This is a genomic window from Corynebacterium pseudokroppenstedtii (assembly GCF_019754945.1).
GTDB classification, from domain to species: Bacteria; Actinomycetota; Actinomycetes; order Mycobacteriales; family Mycobacteriaceae; genus Corynebacterium; species Corynebacterium pseudokroppenstedtii.
The window spans coordinates 120,574-139,971 of record NZ_JAEUWU010000005.1 but is presented as its reverse complement, the minus strand read 5'-3'; the positions used below and the strand labels follow the sequence as shown (position 1 = coordinate 139,971).

The 19,398-nt window shown below is 59.7% G+C and carries 16 protein-coding genes; 1 reads left to right on the top strand and 15 read right to left on the bottom strand.

The genetic code is table 11. The annotated features are described in order from the left end of the window. Positions 1–16: 16 nt before the first annotated feature. The 12 genes from JMN36_RS09515 to dacB all read right to left on the bottom strand — a co-directional run bounded on the left by JMN36_RS09515 (position 17) and on the right by dacB (position 15,275). Positions 17–1,531 (bottom strand): acyl-CoA dehydrogenase family protein, encoded by a 1,515-nt coding sequence (locus JMN36_RS09515; RefSeq protein WP_236881870.1) that lies wholly within the window; start codon positions 1,529–1,531, stop codon positions 17–19. A gap of 202 nt (positions 1,532–1,733) precedes the next feature. Next, entirely contained in the window at positions 1,734–3,344 is a 1,611-nt protein-coding gene (gene lysS, locus JMN36_RS09510; RefSeq protein WP_012732256.1) for a lysine--tRNA ligase, read from the bottom strand. Between the two features lie 67 nt (positions 3,345–3,411). Further along, a complete protein-coding gene (gene panC / locus JMN36_RS09505) occupies positions 3,412–4,320 on the bottom strand; it encodes a pantoate--beta-alanine ligase (RefSeq protein ID WP_204087434.1) in 909 nt (302 codons plus the stop codon). Positions 4,321–4,329: 9 nt separating this feature from the next. Beyond that, positions 4,330–6,033, bottom strand: coding sequence for a DUF6779 domain-containing protein (locus JMN36_RS09500; RefSeq protein ID WP_204087435.1), 1,704 nt, complete (start codon positions 6,031–6,033; stop codon positions 4,330–4,332). Then, positions 6,030–6,518 carry a DUF3180 domain-containing protein gene (locus JMN36_RS09495; RefSeq protein ID WP_204087436.1) on the bottom strand — a complete coding sequence of 163 codons (489 nt, stop codon included), beginning with the start codon at positions 6,516–6,518 and terminating at the stop codon, positions 6,030–6,032. Before JMN36_RS09495 ends, JMN36_RS09500 begins: the two co-directional genes overlap by 4 nt. Further along, positions 6,515–7,384, bottom strand: a complete 870-nt coding sequence (gene folB, locus JMN36_RS11125; protein ID WP_204087437.1) for a dihydroneopterin aldolase — start codon at positions 7,382–7,384, stop codon at positions 6,515–6,517. The genes JMN36_RS09495 and folB overlap by 4 nt, the downstream gene beginning before the upstream one ends. Further along, positions 7,377–8,282: a dihydropteroate synthase gene (folP, locus tag JMN36_RS09485; RefSeq protein ID WP_221924324.1), complete on the bottom strand. Its 906-nt coding sequence runs from the start codon at positions 8,280–8,282 to the stop codon at positions 7,377–7,379. Before folP ends, folB begins: the two co-directional genes overlap by 8 nt. Positions 8,283–8,339: 57 nt before the next feature. Then, positions 8,340–8,906 (bottom strand): GTP cyclohydrolase I FolE, encoded by a 567-nt coding sequence (gene folE / locus JMN36_RS09480; protein WP_046202699.1) that lies wholly within the window; start codon positions 8,904–8,906, stop codon positions 8,340–8,342. Next, positions 8,906–11,611 (bottom strand): ATP-dependent zinc metalloprotease FtsH, encoded by a 2,706-nt coding sequence (ftsH, locus tag JMN36_RS09475; protein WP_236881872.1) that lies wholly within the window; start codon positions 11,609–11,611, stop codon positions 8,906–8,908. The genes folE and ftsH overlap by 1 nt, the downstream gene beginning before the upstream one ends. 227 nt (positions 11,612–11,838) lie before the next feature. After that, positions 11,839–12,426: a hypoxanthine phosphoribosyltransferase gene (gene hpt / locus JMN36_RS09470; RefSeq protein WP_412728553.1), complete on the bottom strand. Its 588-nt coding sequence runs from the start codon at positions 12,424–12,426 to the stop codon at positions 11,839–11,841. 88 nt (positions 12,427–12,514) lie between these two features. Further along, complete coding sequence (gene tilS, locus JMN36_RS09465) at positions 12,515–13,672, bottom strand: tRNA lysidine(34) synthetase TilS (protein ID WP_204087440.1); 1,158 nt, start codon at positions 13,670–13,672, stop codon at positions 12,515–12,517. 10 nt (positions 13,673–13,682) lie between these two features. Next, positions 13,683–15,275, bottom strand: a complete 1,593-nt coding sequence (gene dacB, locus JMN36_RS11035; protein WP_221924322.1) for a D-alanyl-D-alanine carboxypeptidase/D-alanyl-D-alanine endopeptidase — start codon at positions 15,273–15,275, stop codon at positions 13,683–13,685. Between the two features lie 125 nt (positions 15,276–15,400). Here dacB and JMN36_RS09455 point away from each other — a divergent pair, with 125 nt between their 5' ends. Then, positions 15,401–15,877 carry an inorganic diphosphatase gene (locus JMN36_RS09455; RefSeq protein ID WP_221924321.1) on the top strand — a complete coding sequence of 159 codons (477 nt, stop codon included), beginning with the start codon at positions 15,401–15,403 and terminating at the stop codon, positions 15,875–15,877. A gap of 65 nt (positions 15,878–15,942) precedes the next feature. On the opposite strand, the gene JMN36_RS10940 is transcribed toward JMN36_RS09455, so the two are convergent. From JMN36_RS10940 to JMN36_RS09440, 3 genes are all read right to left on the bottom strand, one after another. Further along, complete coding sequence (locus JMN36_RS10940; RefSeq protein WP_204087443.1) at positions 15,943–17,133, bottom strand: ABC transporter ATP-binding protein; 1,191 nt, start codon at positions 17,131–17,133, stop codon at positions 15,943–15,945. An 88-nt stretch (positions 17,134–17,221) separates the two neighbouring features. After that, positions 17,222–18,583 (bottom strand): ABC transporter substrate-binding protein, encoded by a 1,362-nt coding sequence (locus JMN36_RS09445; protein WP_204087444.1) that lies wholly within the window; start codon positions 18,581–18,583, stop codon positions 17,222–17,224. After that, positions 18,583–19,398, bottom strand: coding sequence for a carbohydrate ABC transporter permease (locus tag JMN36_RS09440; RefSeq protein WP_236881873.1), 816 nt, complete (start codon positions 19,396–19,398; stop codon positions 18,583–18,585). The genes JMN36_RS09445 and JMN36_RS09440 overlap by 1 nt, the downstream gene beginning before the upstream one ends.

The window sequence follows — 19,398 nt, the reverse complement described above, 5'->3', positions numbered from 1 at the left end:
GGTTCTGGCTGGCTGTTTACAGAACGATCGTTCCTTCAGCGACGCCGATTGCACGCAGATCCCTGTACCACCGCTCCACCGGATGCTCCTTGGTATAACCATGACCACCCAGCAGTTGGACTCCATCTGACCCGATCGCCATGCCCTTCTCGGCCGCCAAGTCACGGGCCAGGGCTGCCTCGCGGTGGAACGTCAGCCCCTGGTCCGCGCGGGAGCAACCACGCAGCGCGACCAAACGCATGCCGTCGAGTTCAATGCGGATGTTCGCCACCGCGAACGCCACCGCCTGGCGGTGAGAAATCGGCTCACCAAACGCCTGACGTTCGTTGACGTACGGCTTCACATAGTCCAGCACCGCCGAACATGCCCCCACAGCCAACGCGGCCCAGCCCAACCGGGACCGCCGAATAATGTTCCGGTAGTCGCTCTCCCTGTCCTCCGCAGAGCGATCCTCCCCGCCAAGAATGTTCGACGCGGGAACACGCACGTCGTTCAAAAGCAGCCGTCCCAGTCCTGCCGCGCGGAATCCCATGCTCGGGTCGGGCTCAATCACGACGCCATCGGCATCAGATTCGACGATGACGAGCGTCGGAGCATCGTCAAGCATGGTGGCGACGACGAACAGTTCGCAATTGCCAGCGTCGGGAACCAGGGCCTTGACGCCCTCGATCACCACGTCATCGCCCTCGCGGCGGGCAGTCGTCGACAAGGAGAAAGGATCGAACAGCGGCTGAGGCTCGGCGACGGACACCGCGGAGATCGGAATGTCCTCGCCCGCGAATGCTGGCAAATAGGTGCGCTGCTGCTCGTCCGAACCGTACGCGGTCAAGGTCGCGGCGACACCGGCCGGGGCCATCACCGACAAGGCAATCCCCGGGTCCGCGTGGGCCAACGCCTCGGTGACGAGGAAATTCGTCGTGAGGTTGGACCCGGTGGCGATTCCCTCGAATTCCTCCGGCACGTTCACCATGGAAATGCCCAGGCCAAGCGCCTCTTTGCGGAGGTCCTCAGACACAGCCGCGCCTTCATCGGCATCGTGTGCTGCCGGGCTAATGCGCTTCTCGGCGAAATCCTTGATCGTCTCGACGATCATCTCCTGGTCCTCATCGGGCGTGAGGTCCCACACGATCTTCTTGGATTCCGCAGCTTTTTCCTCGGCCTCGGCGTCGGGTTTTTCGTCGCCAATCTTCTTATCATCGCCCAAGCCGAGGAACGGGAGGCGGATCGGCGACTGCCCGCTGGTGACCCGCTTAAATTCGCGGGTTGCTGCGCCGAGAGACTTCATTCCTGTCTTCGTCGACTCATAAGCAACGCGGTCAATGCGTTCGTTGAGGCCATACTTCGCGGCGAAATCGGAGCCGGTGACTCGCGTCAACAGGCGCATTGCTGTGCCCATCGCGTCCCGCTTAATGTTATTTTTCCCAACGGTTGAGTCGTTGCCGTCGGAGTTCTTGCCGCTGGATTTCGCAGCGTTGTCGCGGGCACTTGCCGCGGAGCCCGAGCCATTGTCGCGTTCATTCGTTGAAGACATTAAAGGCCTTTCGGTCGTTCGTGTCGGCCACACACCGGTCGACGATGCATTGCCAGGAAGCTAACATAAGCATAACGCACAAGCGCGTGATCGGTGTCACAATGACGAAAGAAAACCGACAAAGCCACGATCAGGCCCCAATGAAACCGAGCTCACGAGAAAAGCCCCAGGTGAGTACTCACCCAGGGCCACACCGCGCTACTTACCGCTCCGGCTTCACCAACGGGAACAGCACGGTTTCCCGAATCCCCAAGCCGGTTAATGCCATCAGCAAGCGGTCAATACCCATTCCGGTTCCCGCCGTCGGGGGCATCCCCTGCTCCATGGCCTGGAGGAAGTCCTCGTCCAGGACCATGGCTTCGTCATCGCCACCGGCGGCTAAACGAGCCTGGTCCTCAAAGCGCTGACGCTGGATCACGGGGTCGATCAACTCGGAATAGCCAGTCGCCAATTCGAAACCGCGGACATACAGATCCCACTTCTCCGTCACACCGGGCTTCGACCGGTGATCACGCGTCAACGGGGACGTCTCGACCGGGAAGTTGCGGACGAACACGGGGCCATCCAGTTGGTCAGCACACAGCTCTTCCCAGATTTCCTCGACGAATTTTCCATGGCCCCATCCTGTGCCCGGTTCCACACCAATCGTGTCCGCGATCGCCTTCAATTCGTCGACAGTCGAATGAATGGTCACCTCGGGCTGGCCGGGGAACTTGCGCTGCAAAGCCTCGTTCAAGCTGTCATACATGTCCAGCTTCGGCCACTCGCCACCAAAATCGTAAGTGGAACCGTCGGCAAGAGTGACGACCAGCGAATCCGGGTCCTGCTCCGGATCCCAGTTGTCGTGTACCAACTTGTTGACGGCGCGCGCACAATGCTGGATCAGGCCCTGCGTGGAGGCGGCGTTATCGTCATACGTCGCGTAGGCCTGATAGGTTTCCAACATGGCGAACTCCGGGCTGTGGGAGGAGTCGATGCCCTCGTTCCGGAAATTCCTGTTGACCTCGAAAACCTTCTCAATACCGCCGACGACGCAGCGCTTCAGGTACAGTTCCGGCGCAATGCGCAGGTAGAGATCCATGTCTAGAGCGTTGGAATGCGTCACAAACGGGCGCGCGGCCGCGCCACCATGCAACGTCTGCAACATGGGAGTCTCGACCTCGAGGAAGCCCAGGCCCTGGAGGTATTCACGCACAGCGCGCACAACGGTCACGCGGGTGATCATCATGCGGCGGGCGTCGTCCCGCATAATCAAATCGGTGTAGCGGTAGCGGATGCGGGTGTCCTCATTCATGTCGGCGAAGGACACGGGCAGGGGGCGCAGGGCCTTTGACGCCAATGTCCAGGTCGACGCGAACACCGACAGCTCGCCGCGGCGCGACGACACCACACGACCACGAATGGACACGAAGTCGCCCATATCGACGTCGGACTTCCAGCGTTTGAGGGCGTCCTCCCCTACCTCGGCGAGCGACAGCATCGCCTGGAGCTGCGTCCCGTCCCCCTCTTGCAGCGTGGCGAAACACAGCTTGCCGGTATTGCGCATAAAAATCACACGCCCGGCCACAGCCACCTCAGTGTCCGTTTCATCACCGATACCTAAATAACGACGAACGGTGCCGTCGGCACGTTGTTCGGTGGTCCCCGCTTTATCTTCATCGACGACGAAGGCGTCGCGAATTTGTTTCAGCGTGTGGGTGCGCTCGACGTCGACTGGGTACGGCGCAGTTCCCTCGGAGAGCAACCGCTCCCTTTTTGCCTTGCGAACTTTAACTTGCTCTGGGACATCCTGGTTTTTCGTCGCTTTACTCACGCGATAAAGAGTAGCTGACCTTGCCTCACAGGCAACCTGTGGGCCGTCCCTAGTCGGCTTTGTAAGCTTAGTGGGCGGCGGGTGTGTCGGTGCTGTCGGCGGGAAGCTCCCCTAACATGACGCCGGTGTTATCGATCAACCGCACGCCACCAACCTTTGCGGCGACAAGCAGACGGCCCTCCCCGTTCTCGGGAGCGGGCCCCAAATCTTTCCCGCGGACAACGGCGTAAAGCACATCAATGCCTTCGCCCTCCATGATCCGCCGAGCTTCCGCCTCGACAGCGCGAGCACCGTCTTTTGCTTTGTATAGCGCAGCGGTCATCGCGGCCGAGATCGCCGTCGCGGTGACGCGAGCCTCCGGGTCCAGGCGAACGTTACGCGACGAGAGCGCCAGCCCATCATGTTCCCGCACGATCGGCACCCCATGCACCGTGACCTCCATGTTGAGGTCGGTGACCAGCTGCTGGATGATCACCAACTGCTGATAATCTTTCTCTCCCATCACGATGTCCGTGGCATGGGACAGATTGAGCAGCTTAGAGACCACCGTGGCCACACCGACAAAGTGGCCATCGCGGTCCCCTTCGAGCCCCTCGGCGACGGGGCCGGGGTGGACCATTGTCCGGGTCCCGTAAGGGTACATGTCCTCAGCCTGGGGCGTGAACGCGAGGGACACGCCTTCCTCACGAAGGATATCCAGGTCACGCTGCAGCGTCACGGGGTATTTTTCGAAGTCATCGGGGTTATCGAACTGGGCTGGGTTCACGAAAACCGACGACGCCACCACGGCCCCGGGAAGCCTGTGCGCTGCGCGGAGAAGAGCACGGTGACCCGCGTGCAGGGCCCCCATGGTGGGGACAAGAACAATACGCTTCCCCGTTTTACGCAACGCCCTCGTTGTTGCTGCGAATGTCTCGGCGGAATCATGAACACGCAGCTCACCGGCCGCAAACCCGGGATTCGTCGGTGTAGACATGGTGGGTTATTACTTCTCGCTATTCTTCTTCAGCTGTTCAAGTAAGGATGCGACGGTGACGTTTTGGCTTGAGTCTCCGTTGTCTGCCCGACGCCGACGGCCGCCCGACGATGAGTCCTGTGGCCCTTCGTGACGGCCTCTCGGGTCGGGAGTGTTCGACGAACTTGCCGACGGGCCATAACTCTGGCTCCCCGTGAACATGCCCTCGTGCGGAGAGCGGCCACCGGTTTGGCCGCCGGATGCAGGTGCGGATCCTGCGCTGGGTGATTGTGCCCGGAAACCGCCCGTGGTCGGGGCGTGGGTGCGGTCATAGGACGGCGCCGAGGAGCGGCCCGAGCCGAACGCAGCGAAAGAACCTGTATCGGGATCCGTGTTCCGACGAGATCCGCCCATGGTGCTGCCGCTTTGTGCGGCGCTTCGGCTCTGCGCGGAATTGGCGTTCGGGTTTGGGCCGCGATGAGAACCAACATAGGGCGTCGATTCCGTTCGAGACGACTGTGGCTGGGACGCCCCGGATGCAGGCTGAGCCGAGGATGCTGACGACGAACCCGCGCCGAATGCAAAGAATTGCGAGTTGTCACGGTCTGCGCCGCGGTACACCGCGCTCCCCTGCGGCGCGCTCGACCGCTGGTTGTTCTGAGCAGCACGGTCAGGCTGCTGTTGGGTTGCCTGCCGCGTGGGCTGCTGTTGAGCCGGCTGTTGCTGCTGCGTCCGAGACTGCTGGGCCCGCTGCTGTTGCGAAGCCTGCTGCGATGCCCCGTACCCGGTCGACCGCTGCTGAGCCTGCGGGTTCGACTTCTTCTCCACAGAAGGCAATACGGTGGTTTGATCCGCGGAATATCCCGAGCCTGAGCGACGCGATGGCTGAGCAGTCCACTTCACTGCATTAAACGAACCCGTGCGCAGGGAATTATCACCCTGCTGCGAGGAGGTCGAATCGGCTGCGCGTGATCCAGCCGTCGACTGGTTCGCACGCCCTTGCTGCGCGGCCGATGATCGCCCAGCACCCGATGCTTTCCCGGCACCCTGCGTTTGACCAGCTCCACCACGGTTCTGCCCACGCTTACCCGATGGCGCGTGTGACGAGGCCGGCACAGATGACGTTCGTGACGTCGACCCACTCGTGCGCGCTTCCGTCGTCGATGATTGCTCTTTGGTGTCGCGTTCCAATTCCAGAATGCGCTGTGCCTCGGCTTTGAGGGCGGTGCGCTCGGTGTCCAGATCGGTGCCCATCATGGCGGACAGGTTTTCCCGAAGCACGGTGAGTTCCGCACGAATATCGGCCAGCGTGTTTTGCTCTTGTTCCTGCAGCGAGTCGTAGTAGTTCTGCTCCAGGATGAGTTCTTGCTCGCGGTGGGTAGCCAGTTCCCGTTCAAGCTCTGCTTGGTGCAGGCGCTCAAGGTTGTCGGTGTCCCGCTGCTGGTTATCCACCTGTTTCCGCAGGCGCGCTACAGCAATACATCCGACGATGGCGGCCCAGAGGGCGCAGAGGACAGCGATCTTGGTCCATGTTTCACTCTCCGTAAAGAGCATGAGGATCGTCGCAACAACGGCAAAGACCAGCATGACGACGATGGCCGCGAAGGAAAACTTGCCACTGCCACCTGTGTTGGCGGGCGGGTAATCGTCGCGATAATCAGGCGACTGGTCGTCATAGTGTCCCTGGTTGTTGGAGCTGTCGTAACCATCGTGGGATTGCTGTGGGCCGGTCATGAACTCCACACTACATTGCTAGACTGCGTATCTTCATCGTTTGGTGGGGGTGCCCCGCAACAACGCTCCAGCCATAAACCCGATGCGGCAACAAGAATGGCTGCAATAAGTCCGACGACGACGGCGGGTGTGTCCTCCCGTGCGGCGATCAGCCGGCTGTAATTGATCCACAGGTAGACGGCTATACCCGCGTACGATCCTGCACAAATGGCCCCAAACCACGCTGTGGACGTTCCCATGACGAAGCATCGGGCGATGGTGAGCGGGTGGATTTGTGATCGATCTTGCCCGACTTCGTTATCGGCGATCCGCTTTCTGATGATGAATCCCGCGATAGTGCAGATGACCGCGAGCACGATCAGGATGACCGGGAGCGTCAGATTGAACCCCGGGATGGAGCCATAAAAGCGCCAGATCAGCATGAATGCGCCGAACCCGACGATGAGTGCGGTGGCCACAAGGTAGGTGGGCTTGGTGGAGGTCATTGCGGTTTCACCTCTTCTACCTCGCGGGAATCCAGGTTATCCAACAGGGAAGCAATACTCTGCCGCCCTAACCGAGCGTGGGGTTCCACGTCCAACCACGGCTTGAGCACGAAGGCACGTTGGTGCGCCCACGGGTGCGGAAGCGTGAGGTCGTCGGTGTCGTAGTGTTCTTCGGATCCGTTGTTAATGCTGGTGATGAGGTCGATATCGAGGGTCCGGGGCCCCCAGTGGACATCGCGCGTGCGGTGCGCGTCGCGTTCGAGTTCGTGCGCGTCGTCGAGCATGTCGTGGGGTGTTTTCATGGTTTCGACGACGGCGACGGAGTTCATAAAGTCGTCCTGCTCGACGCCGCCCCAGGCTGGTGTCGTGTACAGCGAAGACGTGGCGATGACGCGGTAGTCCGCGCTGGTCTCGAACCAGCGCATGGCACGTTCTACCCGTTGGCCTGGGGTGATCCCGTCGGCAGTGATGTTGGAGCCGAAGGATAGGACGACGTGGCGGAGGTCTTTTCGGCTTCGACGTGCGACGACGGCGACGTCAGCGAAGGGGTGCGGGATGGGGGCGTCGGGTTTGTGGATGGTGACTTCGACGGCGTGGACCCGGTTGTTGAGGATGAGGGTGTCGGCGATCTCACTGGCGACGGTTTCGATGAGGTCGCGGCTGGGCCCGCCGAGGGTGGCATCGATGAGGTCGGCGATGTCAGCGTAGCTGATCGTGTGCGTGAGATCGTCGGTAGCAGCTGCCTTGCGGAAGTCGGTCCACACGGTGACGTCGGTGAGAAACCGCTGGCCATCGCGTTTTTCGTGCGGGAATACCCCGTGGTGTCCATATACCTCGACGCCTGTGAGTTCTATTCGGTCAGCCACGTCGTGCTCTCCATCCTTGGGGTACGTCGGGTCCGTGGGCTGTGGCCCAGGCGTGGGCGACTTTGACGGCGTCCACGTTGGGGCGCACGTCGTGTACGCGGACGGCCCATGCCCCGTGGACGGCGGCCAGTGCGCTGATGGCTGCTGTGGCTGCATCGGCGTCGGCTGGTGCGGTGGGGATGCCGTCGGATCCGGCGATGAGGCTGGTCAGGAAACGTTTTCGGGAAACTCCGATGAGGACAGGGTATCCGAGCTCGGTGAGTTGGTCGAGGCCGTTCAGCAGCGACCAGTTGCCGAGCGCCGATTTGGCGAACCCGATCCCGGGGTCGATGATGATTTTTTCCTTGTCGACGCCGTGCTCACTGGCGTAGGTGGCGCGCTGACGGAGAAAATCGACGACGCGGCGGACGAACTGAGGTCCGTGGTCGGCGCCTTGGTTGGCGCCGGCTGCGCCCTGGGAGTCGGCATCACCGAAGCGGTCGGTTTCCCAGTGCATGAGGCACAGGTATGCGCCGGTGTCTGCAGCCACGCGGATCATGTCCGGGTCGGCCAGTCCTCCGGAGACGTCGTTGATGAGCGTCGCCCCTGCTTGGACGGCTTGCCGGGCGACGGTGGCGCGCATGGTGTCGACGGAGAGCATAACGTCGTCATTCGCGAGGGCTTCGACGACGGGCATCACGCGCTGAAGTTCGGTCTGTTCGGTGACTCGGACGGCGCCGGGGCGGGTGGATTCGCCGCCGATGTCGATGATGGTGGCTCCGTCGCGGATCATGTCGCGGGCGTGGGTGACGGCGATGTCGGAGCGCGTGAGGTCGGCGGGAAGCCATTGGCCGCCGTCGGAGAAGGAGTCGTCGGTGATGTTTAGGACACCCATCACTTGTGTGCGTGGTGCATCCATGATGTTTATTTGGCTCCTTCCGCCTGTTGTGTTTTGTGTGCTCCGACGCTGACGTGGTTATCCGCGGATGAGGCTGAGTACTTCGGCACGGCTGGCTGGGTTCGTTTGGAACCCGCCACGAACCGCGGACGTAGTGGTTGTCGCCCCGGGTTTGCGGATGCCCCGCATCGCCATGCACAGGTGTTCACATTCGATGACGACGATGACCGCCTGGGGTTGTAGGCGCTTCACCATGGCGTCGGCGACCTGCTTGGTCAGGCGTTCTTGCACTTGTGGTCGTTTGGCGTAGAGGTCAACCAGCCGGGCCAGCTTGGAGAGTCCGGTGACTTTCCCCGATTTCCCCGGAATGTACCCGATGTGAGCTTTCCCATAGAACGGGACCAGGTGATGCTCACAGGTGGAGTAGACGGGGATGTCTCGGACGAGCACGAGTTCGCGGTGGTCTTCGTTGAAGGTTTTGGTGAGAACTTCCGACGGGTCCTGGTGGAGGCCGGCGAAAATTTCTTCATAGGCTCGTGCGACGCGCTCTGGTGTGTCAACGAGCCCTTCCCTATCGGGGTCTTCCCCCACGGCGATTAACAGGTCGCGGACGGCCGCCCGCGCCCGTTCATGGTCGACGGCCATCAGTGGTCACCGTCTTCACGGCGGTTGCCTTGCTCGGACGAACCGTTGTGATCGGACCAGTTGTAGCCAGAGGCGTCGTGGTTGTGTCCGTTGTCGCTCGAGTTCTGCTCCCCGGTGCTGTGGCGCCCATCGTCCCAGGGGTGGTCTGGGCGTTCGTTCTCCGGGAATCGGAAACCGTGGAGTTCGTTATCAGCGGGTTCACTTGGTTGGCCGACGCCGTAGTTCTGCATTCCTGGGTGCTGGCCCGGTTGTCCTGCTGTGGTGCCTCGGTTCTCAGCAGAGTGGCGGGCACCTGCTTGATGAGCACCAGGGGTCTGGGATTCACCTGATTCCGAGTACCGGGGGGCGCGATCGGATGGTGGCCATCCTGGGGCGGTCCATCCGGCGGGCGGTGGGGTTCCACCGTAAACGGGCGTTCCATCGTCATTGGTCGAGCCTGGGGTCGGCTGGCTCGTTGGCGTTCCGGCTGGGTAGCTACCGTAATTCGACGATCCATTATTGCGAGGTATGACCGTCGTTTGGCCTTCATATCCAGCGTTGGAGTTGCCGTTCGCCCCAGCCGAGCCATCGCTCGCCGACCAGCCACGGGTGTCGGAGCCCTGCGCGCCAGGTCCCTGCTGCACCGATCCCTGCTGACCAGCACCCACTGCGTTATTAGTGCCGCCAGCATTTACCGACTGAGCGTTCGCCTGGTTGACAGCAGATTCACGTTCACGTCGTGCCTGCCGGGAAGCTTCCAGGAAATCGTGCCGCTTGGGTGGCTCTTCGCCACGTTCACGTGCTAATTCCACAGGGGTCTTGACGGGATCCTTGTCATCTTTCGGGTGGAGAACGTCTTCGTTGGTGAAGATTTCCAGCCGCTCGCGCGGTTTCACATTAGTGAAGATGGCTTCGAGGTCGGGGCGCCGCAGAGTTTCTTTTTCCAGCAGCTTCTGGGCCAAGAGATCGAAGGTCTCGCGGTTTTCTTTTAGGATCGCGTAGGCCTCGTCGTGGGCTTTTTCAATGAGGTAGCGCACCTGTTTGTCAATGGTCGCCGCGACATCGTCGGAGTATTCCAACTTTCCGCCGCTTCCCCGCCCGGAGAACGGGTCGCCTTGTTCCTCACCGTATTTTACGGCTCCGAGGTCGGGGCTCATACCGTACTCGGTCACCATGGCGCGGGCGATTTTCGTGGCCTGCTCGATATCCGCGGAGGCCCCCGTCGTCGGGTTACCGAAAATGAGCTCTTCACCGGACCTACCGCCCATAGCGAAGACTAACCGGGCAAAAAGCTCTGCTCGGTTGTACATTTCTTTGTCGTCTTCGCTGGCGGTCATGGCGTGGCCGCCTGTGCGCCCGCGGGCCAGAATCGTCACCTTGTACACGCGTTCGATGTCTTTCATCGCCCATGCGGCAAGCGTGTGCCCGCCTTCATGGTAAGCGGTGACCTTCTTCTCGTGCTCGGAGATGATCTTCGAGCTTCGACGCGGCCCACCGACAACGCGGTCGGTCGCTTCTTCGAGCGCGTCGGCGGTGATGATGTTGCCGTTCACACGCGCGGTGAGTAGCGCCGCTTCGTTGAGCACGTTGGCCAGGTCCGCACCCGACATACCGGCGGTTCGCTTAGCCAACGAGTTGAGGTCCACGTCCGGGCCCAAGGGCTTGTTCTTGGCGTGAACACGGAGAATCTGCTCACGACCTGCAAGATCAGGGTTAGTCACCGGAATCTGCCGGTCAAAACGTCCCGGCCGCAACAGTGCGGGATCCAGAATGTCCGGCCGGTTCGTTGCAGCGATCAGGATGACACCTTGGCGGTCACCGAAGCCATCCATTTCTACCAGCAACTGGTTCAGGGTCTGCTCGCGCTCATCATGGCCACCGCCCATTCCCGAGCCACGCTGACGCCCGACGGCGTCGATCTCGTCGATAAAGATGATGCATGGCGAATTTTCTTTGGCCTGCGTGAACAGGTCACGAACGCGGGATGCACCCACACCGACGAACATTTCGACGAAGTCTGAACCTGAGATGGAATAGAAAGGTACGCCGGCTTCACCTGCGACTGCGCGCGCCAGCAGGGTTTTACCGGTACCGGGAGGCCCATAGAGCAGAACGCCACGCGGGATTTTTGCACCGAGGCGTTCATACCGTTCCGGCCCTTGGAGGAAGTCACGGATTTCGGTGAGTTCCTCGACGGCTTCTTCTTCACCGGCGACGTCGCCGAAGTTGGTTTTCGGCATGTCTTTGGTCAGTTCTTTGGCCTTGGATTTACCGAAGCCGAACATGCCGCCCATACCGGATCCGCCCTGCATGCGGGAGAAGAAGAACATGATCAGCAGGAAGAAGAGGATCATGGGGCCGAGGACGGCGAACATCTGGCCCAGCCATGAATCCTGCGTGACCTTAGTTGTGTAGCTCTCAGGATTGGATTTCTGAACCGCGTCGAAAACCTGGTCCGACGTCCTGGCAGGGTATTTCGCTATGACTTTGTCGACGTCCTTGTGGTCGCCCTCGTCAATTTTCTTCTTCAGGTCTAGCTGGAGCTGTTGTTCCCTGTCGTTAATCTGGGCTTTTTTGACGTTGCCGTCTTTGAGCTGCTTCAGGGCGACGGAGGTATCGACATCTTGATACCCGCGCGTCGAGCTAGAAAATACCGAGAAAGCGAAAATCCCGAGCATGATGATAGCGATGACCGTCGCTATGCGCATGACTTTCTTGCGGTCCATGGAACCTCTCATTGGGAAAAATATGAATACCTGTCGTCGCAGGTACGGTGGCGATTGCTACCAGGGTAGTCGAACCCTAGGACACGTCGGCCAGACAGGCGTTCGCTGTGCGCGAACAGTGCGGATTCTTCCGCCGCCTGCCCGTTCTGACCTCAACGTACTCCGGGTTACGCGTCCTCCGGCGTCGGCATCGTCGTGTTCAGTTGTCCGTGTGTGTTTGACCTGGGCTATTTTTCGTAGACCTGGGATTTCAACGTCCCTACCCACGGGATGTCACGATAGCGCTCGGCATAATCCAACCCATATCCGACGACGAACTCGTTGGGGATATCAAAGCCGACGTCGAAGAGATCAATGTCCACCTTGATGGCTTCGGGTTTTCGGAGGAGCGTCACAATCCGCAGCGAGTTAGGCTTCCGACTCTTCAAGTTCTTGATGAGCCAGTGCAACGTCAAACCGGAGTCAATGACGTCCTCAATAATGACGACGTTCCGGCCATGGATATCACGGTCGAGGTCTTTCAGAATGCGTACGACGCCTGACGAGCTGGTGGCATTGCCGTAGGACGAAACGGCCATGAACTCTAGCTGCGTCGGGATGCTCATCTGCCGGGAAATGTCGGTGATGAAGTACACCGCACCTTTGAGCACGCACACCAGGATGAGGTCGTCGTCCTCATCGGCGTAAGTTTCGGAGAGGCGATCGGCCATCTCTGCGATGCGGTTATGGAGTTGTTCTTCGGTGATGAGGACGTGGTCAACATCGTCGCCATAGCCGTGTTCGGGGACGGGGACGGGTTGATGGGATTGCATCATTAGCTCTCGATCATGTGGCGTTGTTGTCTGTGTGGTCCGTAAATATATGGTCGCTTATAGGCGCCCATCTGGCAATTTTCGCTGAACATTAACGGTCATGCGTAGCCTCCGCGGTCAGCCGTAGTTCATCGTGACGACGAACGACGAGCAAGCGCCCAGGCGGGGCGGGCGTGCGCGCCCAAGGAATGGCGACGCCCCCCTGCCCATGCCATTGCGTGGCCAACGCATCGATCGCGGTCACGTGTGCCCTGGTCAACGGCCCGGCGCGGTGCTGCAGCCACTGTTTGATAATCCTTCCGCGCAACGCTCGCGGTTGACGTAGATATGTAGTGATGTCCAGGCTGGTGCTGTCGGAACTGCCTGGGTTATCTATAGAGGCATCGTGGGGCTCACATTCTTTGAGTGCTTCGGCAGCCTGGCGCGCCAGGTAGTCCTCGTCAGTGCGGGTCATGGCCGCGGTGGCAATTGCATTATCGACGGCAGCCTCCCCCAGAACGGAGCGAATCTGCGGGATGAGCTGCGTGCGGACCCGCGATCGGAGATTGTCCCCGGACGTATTGGTGGGATCGTGCCACGGTGTGATGCCTAGTTCCGCGCAGGCTCCAATGGTGTTGTCTCGGCGCACGGCGAGAAGCGGGCGTCCGAGCGCTGTGGCTCCGGCGTCGACGGCCGGATGGTGGAAGAGAATTGGTGGCATTCCGGCGATGCTTCCCAGTCCTGCACCTCGTGCCAGCCCTAGGAGTAGGGATTCTGCCTGGTCATCCCCGGTGTGCGCTACGAGCACGGGGAGTCCGCCACGCTCTTGTGCTACCTGCCCCAAGGCGCGATAGCGTTCTTCCCTGGCAGCAGCTTCGGTGGCCTCGCGAGGGCTCACTTTTACCACCTCAGCAGTCGCACCTAGGGCCTGGCACACGTGCGCAGCTCGGGTCGCTACGTCGGCTGATCCTGCTTGTAGGCCGTGATCAATAACCACGGCGTGGACTCGCCAACCTTGTTTGACCGCGCAACCCACTAAACATAAGGAATCGGCGCCACCGGAACATCCGATGAGGCATGAAAACCCCAGGCCGTCGCCTTTAGCTTGCTCCGAAGCAGGAAGAGAATTCCAGGTTGTGTGCCACGCTTCGAGCGCATGGCGGATGCGCAACACATGGGGTCCGGGTTTGGTTGAGGGTGGCATATAGGACGGCGTGGGTTCGCCACTCTGATTCACGCTGTGGTTCGGGTTCATGGCGGTATTCGTCACGGCGCGTTCCCTATGACGACATCCTCAATGCGGACGCAAGATCATCCAAGGCGGAACGGGCAGGCTCAATATCGGAGCCATTCGACATAAACGCGAAGGTTAAGACGCGGCCTTGCTGGTTCATCACGGTTCCGACCAGCGCAGACACGCCATCCAGGGTCCCTGTCTTCGCGCGAACCCATCCTGCTCCGGGCCCGGACGATGATCCGGGGGTGAACCGGCCGGCCAGGGTTCCGTTACCGCCGGCGACCGGCAGGCCGTCGAGAATGGGCCGGAGATCATGGCTTTGGCTATCCGCCGAGGACGAACCGGAATCTCCCTCGTTGGTCACCGGGGATGTGGCTTTCACCATGATGCGGTCGAGAAGGCGTGGAGTAATGCGGTTATCCGGGCTCATTCCCGAATTGTCTTTGAGGACCACGCTCTCGAGGGGGAAACCGTGCTGGGAGAGAACCTCTTTGGTCGCGGACGTCGCGCCCTCGAACGTCAAGGGCTTGCCTTCTTTCTTCGCGATTTCTCTACCGATCGCTTCAGCTTCCATGTTGTCGGAATTCACGAGCATGTCGTGGATCCTGATGTCTAGCGGGGCGGATTCCACAGCGCCGAGTTCGCCATCCTCGGTATCCACGGATTTCTTGGACACGGACACTCCCTGGGAGTTGTCGTCTCCCCCGCCCGAGTTGCCGGACTCATCATCGGTTTCACCGGAGTCGCCGGAGCTACCGGATTCGCCACCATTGTCTGCGCCATCACCGCCGTCAGAACTGCTGCTAGAGAGTCCCACGGCATTAGCTAGCGCTTGTCCGGCAACTAACGCCGGATTGTCCGTTCGCGGGGAATCGGCGTCGCTGGGATCCTGCCGTCCCCCGTTGAGCATGACAGAGTCCACGGAGGTCACGTTTCCGCCAGAGATATCCCCGCGACTCCACGTCGAATTAAAGGTATCGCCCTGGCCGGCACGTGAATTATCAACCACCACGCTCGTCACCGGCTGACCGCCCATGTTCTTCTTCACTTGGCTCGCCAAGTCCTGGATCGTGGGGGCGTTCGTGTAAAACGCGCTGTCTTTCGACGCAGCGAGCGTCACGTCACCGCCACCAACCAGCACGATCTGCCCAGGCTTCGTGCCTCGTTTCACCACCGTGCGAACTCGATCCTTCGGGCCAAGAGTTAACAGCGCAGCCGCCGTCGTCATCATTTTTGTTGACGACGCTGGAACCATCGCGGTGGACGAATTCTTCTCCCACAACGTCTTCCCGGTGGACGCGTCGGTCACCTGGCCAGCCAATTGACCCAAAGCACCGTTGGACGCCGGCCCCTGGAGGGCTTTCGTGATGTCGGGAATGGGAGCGTCCGCGTTCGGCCCGGACGCGGAGACACCACTATCGGCTGGCCCCGCCGGGTTGGCAGATGTGTATGCGTTGCGCTGATGGTATATGACCACAGCCCCAACGATCACCGCGGCCACCACGATGATGGTGAGCACGGTGAGGACAGAAGAGACAGCGGAACGTCGAAAAGAGCCAGTACGAACGGCCGTCGACCCACCAGAGTTCTTCTTACCTTTTTTCACGGTGGTGAGTTTAGCGGAGACCCCGGACACAACGCGGAACACTTCACCTTCCGGCCAGATGCGCGGCGACGGAAAGGTAGAAGGAAAGGCAGAAATCGCGCTGGTTCTCCAGCGTGGCACCCCCGGTTGCGCGGCGGTTCAGTACAGTAGGACTTATGAGTATTGAAGTGACGATCGAAATCCCGAAGGGTTCACGCAACAAGTACGAAGTCGACCACGAAACGGGCAAGGTCTACCTGGACCGGTACCTTTTCACCCCTATGGCTTACCCCGCCGACTACGGCTTTATTGATCACACGCTCGGCGAGGATGGCGATCCGCTCGATGCGCTGGTCATTCTTCCTGAGCCGGTATTCCCCGGCGTGATCGTTGAGGCCCGCCCGGTCGGTGTGTTCAAGATGACCGACGAAGCAGGTGGCGACGACAAGCTGCTCTGCGTCATCGACGATGTCCGCTACGAGCGGTACCAAGACATCAACGACGTCGAGGATCACATTAAGGACGAGGTGGAACACTTCTTCGTCCACTACAAGGATCTGGAGCCGAACAAGGAAGTCAGCGGCTCTGGCTGGGGCGATAAGGAAGAAGCCGAGCGCATCCTGCAGGAAGCTAAGGATCGCTACGAAGACTAGTAGCGTCCTTTCTTCCGCATCGGGGGGCTGCCGTGGGGGTTAGTAAACCGGGCTTCGTTGGGGCCTTAGTAACGTGCAGAGCCAGCGGGGGGATTAATTCGGTTGCCCGTATCTGGGTCGAAGTAGTGGGTTCGTGTTGCGCGGACAGTGATCACGGACCCGACGGCTACATTTGCAGCCGTGGCCTGACCGTTGTTATGAACGACGTCCGACGTGGCGTGGTTCCGCCCGCTCCCCGCGACACTATCTCGCGGGAGGAACACGGCGAGGGCGTCCCGGCCAGTCATCGGGTTGATCTGGACGCCACCTTGGGACCCTCGTGAGGCCGTCGGCGTGCCATAAGCAAAGGACTGCGCACCGAGCTCCTCGATGTGCGTGACGGTGAGATCGAGTACGGGCGCATCACTTTCCGCGCCCGCAACCTGCACGTTTTCCTCCCCCGTCGTCGGTTCTCTATCGTCCCCGGATGCCACCGATAAGACCTCCCAGTCCTCGGGGCGCACACCCATAATTGGCCCACCATCAATGGTGAAAAGGCCCATCGTCGGCGATCCAATAAACGACGCCACAAACGTGTTCGCCGGATTCTGATAAACATCGCGGGGCGAATCGACCTGCTGCAGCACGCCGTCCTTCAGCACGGCCACGCGGTCGCCCATGGTCATCGCTTCAACCTGGTCGTGCGTCACATACACGGTGGTTGTCCGCAGCTTTTTCTGCAGAGAAAGGATCTGTGACCGCGTCGAGACCCTAAGTTTCGCATCGAGGTTGGATAGCGGTTCATCCATGCAGAACACCGCGGGGTCACGGACGATCGCCCTCCCCATCGCGACGCGTTGCCGCTGCCCGCCCGACAGCGCTGCGGGTTTGCGGTCCAACAGATCGGTGAGCTCCAGCATCTCCGCCGCCTCTTGGACACGTCGTCGCGTTTCTTTCTTCCCCATCCCACGGTTGCGGAGAGCAAAGCTCATATTCCCCTCAACCGTCATGTTGGGGTACAGCGCGTAATTCTGAAACACCATCGCCACATCGCGCTCGCGCGGGGGCACCCCCGTCGCGTCCCTGTCGCCAATAAAAATGGACCCCTCATCAGCAGGTTCCAGGCCCGCGAGCATCCGCAGACTCGTGGATTTTCCGCAGCCGGACGGCCCCACGACAACTAAGAATTCACCATCCGCGATATCCAAGTTCAGGTTATCGACGGCTTTGCGGTCACCATAAATCCGTGAGACATTATTAAAACGTATCGACGCCATTCTTGTGCTCTTTCTTTCTGCAGTTACGTTCTGTGAACAATTACGTGGTCAACAACGTGATGACCGAAAACGGTGCTATGAAAACCCATCACGACGGCATTTTCGGTTTAATTTGCGTCTCATAGGCCCGGCTGATTTCCTTATCAACCTTTTTCATCGTGGACCGTATATCGGCGTTATTCGTGAGGATCGATTCGAAAGCGCCCCCAATAACCTGGTCTGCACCAGGAACGAAGACGCGCGCCGGATCTTGGATGCGCGTATGCGGAAGCTGATCAATCGCGGTCTGATAGTTGGGGTGTTCGTCCAAGAATGTTTTCATCTCTGGATCAGCCGACGCATCTTTTCGAACCGGCATATACCCCACTTCCCTCGACCAGAAGCATGTATTAGCTGTGTTCGTGATGTAGTTGATAAACGTTGCCGCGTTTTTCTTCCTTTTATCGGAAATGATGGCCGGGATAGCGAGCCCTGCCCCACCCGTTGGACATCCGCCTGTTCCCCGAGGATTAGGCAAGGCCGCCGTCCCCACGGGAAATGAGGCATTGGATACAATCCCGTTCAGATCTCCTGTCGACGCAATCACCGAGGCATATAATCCGGCCGAGAAATCATTGGCCAGCGATTGAGAAATCGCAGCGTACCCATCACTCGACACCGTACGTTTGAGCCATTCCACCGCGGCAATTGTTTCGTCGGATGTGAAAGTAAAATCCCACTCTTTTGAGTACGCCCCGCCTTTTGTCCACAACGGGCCCTCAAACGTCCATGACAAATAATCGACGGCGTTGCCCCACCCGTGCCCTTTCTGCCGATCTGTCTGTAAGCGCGGCCCCCATTCATCCATTTCATCCCATGATTCGGGCCCGCGGTCGGGAAGGCCTGCTCGTTTCCACGCGTCTTTGTTGTAAAAGAACAACGGCGTCGAGCGGGCAAACGGAAGCGCGAAATGCTTACCGTTGAATGCATAGTCCTCATAAAGAGACGTCACATATGTTGACGTATCCAGCCCTACTTCCGACGCCACATCTTCAATCGGCGTGATCTGCTCATTCAGTGCAAAGTTGAACCACCACACATCCGAGAGCATGACGATATCGGGAACGGTTCGTCCCGTTAGGGCCGCGTTGAATTTCTGAGCGCATTCTTCGTAATTCTTCCCGGCGTCAATGAGGTTGACCGTGAGATCAGGATGATCCGTTTCAAATCGGCGGATCAATTCTTGTTCAACGGGCTTTGATTGCCCCGGGTGCGACGACCACCACGTGATCGTGTTGTCATCCTGGTGCGCCTGGCCTCCCGGCGAGAATCGTGTTCCCGCGCATCCGCTCAGCGCCGTCGCCGCCAACGCGGTGCCCGCGAGCCCCAAGAAAGAACGACGCGATATGCTCGCGCGCTGTGAATCTGAGCGCTGTGAATTCGAGCGTTGTCCCCAATCCGAAATTTTCATTAGCCTTTCACTGCCCCAGTCGTTAAGCCTTTAATCATGTATTTCTGTAGGAAAATGAAGAGGAGCAATATCGGGACCATGGTGAGCAGAGTTGCCGCCATCACGGGACCCCAGTTAGTCACTCCATCTGAGTTTTGGAGTAATGCCAGGCCGACGGGGAGCGGCGCCACTTTGTCGGTATCTGCCATGACATAGGGCCACAAGTATTGGTTCCATTCGTTGACCACGGTGATCATGGCGAAAGCCACCAATGTGGGGCCTGACACGGGGAGGAGTACTCGGAAGAGCAATTGCATCGGGCCGGCACCATCCATCCGTGCCGCCTCAATGAGCTCTTTTGGCAGGCTCATGAAGTGATTACGCATTAAGAACGTTCCGAATGCGATTCCGGCGAGCGGGATAATGATGCCTTGGAAAGTGTTTCGCCACCCTAGACCAGCTACCAATGCATAGTTAGAGATCACGGTGATTTCACTGGGAACCATGAGCGCAGAAATGATGATGATAAAAACCAGGTTGCGTCCGGGGAATCGGAGAATAGCGAGCGCATAAGCACTCAAGACCCCCAGGGTAATTTTTACTGTGCACAGAATGACCGTGATGATGAGCGAGTTTCGCAGGTAATGCCAAAAGGGCACCCGCTGTGTTGCTTCATCATAATTTTGTGGATGCATGTGGTGCGGATACCACGTCACCGGGTTCGTGTAGATCTCTGGATGCGTTTTCAATGATCCGCTGAGAGTCCAATATAAGGGCAGCCCGATAAGCAGAAGGATAAAAATCATTCCGACGTAGCCCACGGCTTTCTTTCCCAT